At 46.6% G+C, this 2,481-nt stretch carries 1 protein-coding gene and 1 pseudogene; both read right to left on the bottom strand.

Annotation, left to right across the window (positions count from 1 at the left end; translation table 11 throughout):
• Nucleotides 1-251: pseudogene (locus AB4496_RS25390) on the bottom strand (hypothetical protein); the annotation flags it as partial.
• Nucleotides 252-261: 10 nt separating this feature from the next.
• Complete coding sequence (locus tag AB4496_RS25385) at nt 262-2,397, bottom strand: LruC domain-containing protein (RefSeq protein WP_009845549.1); 2,136 nt, start codon at nt 2,395-2,397, stop codon at nt 262-264.
• Nucleotides 2,398-2,481 lie beyond the last annotated feature (84 nt).

The raw sequence follows: 2,481 nt of genomic DNA, 5'->3' as shown, positions 1-2,481 counted from the left end.
GTCGCTGGTGTTGACGTCACTGGTGTTGACGTCACTGGTGTTGAAGGCGATGGGTTAGGAGTTGATGCTCCTCCATCGCCGCCTCCGCCACCACACCCTACCAACGTTAGTGATGCGATTAGTAATGGAATACGTATTGACTGCGACTGAGCCGTATTTTTCTTAAGTGCAGCATTCGACAGACTAGATAAGATAGCATTGTTAAAGTTCCGGCGACCGTTTGTTACTGTCTGTTTAATTGGCATATTCATAATCATTCTCCTAAGGCAAGTAACATTGGTCAGCGGCAGGTGTTTGGAACCAATCGGTGGATTGAGTACCGCCGGATTCAGCAAAGTTCGCAAAGTTTGGATAGGCGGTGACGATATCTACATATTCCAGTGGCCATTGCCATTCCGTGTCTGAAGTAATCAGCAGTGCCCACGGGTGGTTGTCTGCAGTTTTGAAATATTTGCCTGTTGATGGATTGCTGTCATCAACGCCTAGTCCTGCTTCAAAGAGATTAGCGGTATCAAACGCCTCGGTTGGATCTTGGTCTGGCAAGTGCACCTCCCAGCTGCGCCCTGGATGTAGAGGTAGGTTTTCACCATGATAATACCCAGGCGTCGCGAAAATAAATGGGTCGTAAGGCATGTCAGTCCAACTGCCAGTACTCACTCCATCGCCAGCTAAAGTAATCCCGATTTGGAAAGCGAATTGCTCATCTTCTTTACAAGAGCTGATGGTGCGGTAGAAGGTACAACTAGTACTGATTTTCTCTGTAAGGTCGTTAGCAATAACAAAGATTGCCTCGCTACGTCCTTGCTCCAAGTCTAAATCAGTGAACACACCATTGTGCTTCATGTAAGAGCTTCCGCTACTCACTAAGCTTGGGTCTAGATTAGGAAGTCGAACCGCAAAACCATTTCTGTACGAAGCACCTACTGCAGCAAGACGTCCATCGATGGTTGATTTAACGACTTTTCCATCTTTAAGGATCTCGGTAATGCGATACATAATCACAGCATCATTCATGTCGTAATCAGCTTTATAAGGCCAGTTATCTTCATACGCCAAGGTTGCGTAACCAGAAGCACTTGGGAAGTAACGGGCTGTAGCGCCGTCGTTAAGAACATCAACTTGAATATCAACTACCTCACCAGATGTCGAACCACCAAAGTAGCTCAGGTTGGTTTGTTGGCTGAATCTGAAGCGAGCCCAAGTAGTCCCCGTTAGTGCGTTGATATCGACATTTAGGAACAGATCGTTTTCACCAGCATCCAGTTGGTAGTCGGTAAATACTTGCTCGTTAGCACCATCGAAGCTGCCATCTTGGTTCCAGTCAATCCACGCCGAAAGGTAACCGGTTGTTGAAGCTTCAATCACCACTTTTGAATCAAGCCCGGCTTCAAGCGCCGTAACAAAACCGATACCACCGTTTGCCCACTCGTCATCAATGCCAACACTTTCATCCGATTGTGGAGTTACGTAGCCATCAAGGTCGGCATCGGGTGCATCAGTGCCTAACCAAGTCACACCATCAAGTTCATGTCGAGGACCATTGCTGGCGAGTAGGGTTAGGTAGCTGTCTGGCGCATCACCAAAGTCGATGTTGGAATCTTCATCAACAACTGGGGCGTTGGCACAACGAGCGCCATCGTTTTGGCCGGAAGAAGGTCCATTCGATACAAATTCAACGGCTGGAACAATTCCTGCTGCGATATTGCTCGCGTTGTCTGGAGACAGATTGATACGGTAGATTTTCCCGTCTTGATTTCGAGATACGTAGTAATAGCCGTTTACATCAAAATAACCCGCTCCGAATGTACCTAACTCACCAGTATCACCGATGTAAGTTTCGGCACCGGTTGTAGGATTGAAGCTGTATAAGCCTCCGGAGTTATTATCGATACCATATAAAGAACCATCACTTGGGTGGAAAGCGAAATCAGTCAGTTTTACGGTTGCCGGGCTACCAGCTATTTTGTTAACTGTAACAGTCGCGTTTGGGTCGGCGTCTAACGGCGATAGATCAACGGTGAACAAGCCTTTTCCTGTACGGTAAAGGTAATACACATGGTCATAGACATCGCCGACATAGAAAGTGTGATCGGTTGGTAATCCACTGGTATTGATCACTTCTGCTTGGAAATCCTGTCCAAGGCGCACCAAGCGTTTGTTGGTAGTGTCATAGCCATAAATATATCTGTCTTGAAAGTCGAAACCAACACCATTGATATTGGCGTTCATGCCCGTATCGTCTTCTAACAGGGTGGTTGAGCCTGTCACTAGGTTCACGCCCCAAACTTGTACGGGTGTCGATTGGAATAGGTAAGCCTGGCTCGGACAGGTATCGAATGGCGCTGCGTTGGCGACCAAAGGCGCACTTAATAGCAAACTTAACGTTGTAATTCTCATATCTACATCCTTGTCATAGAAGGTCTAGATACTTTTACAAGTTACGTGCCACTTTTAAGTTGTTGATTTTTATTGTTTATATTC

The organism is Vibrio sp. 10N.222.46.A1 (assembly GCF_041473595.1).
Classification (GTDB): Bacteria; Pseudomonadota; Gammaproteobacteria; order Enterobacterales; family Vibrionaceae; genus Vibrio; species Vibrio tasmaniensis_A.
This window is presented reverse-complemented; position numbering and strand designations above follow the sequence as displayed.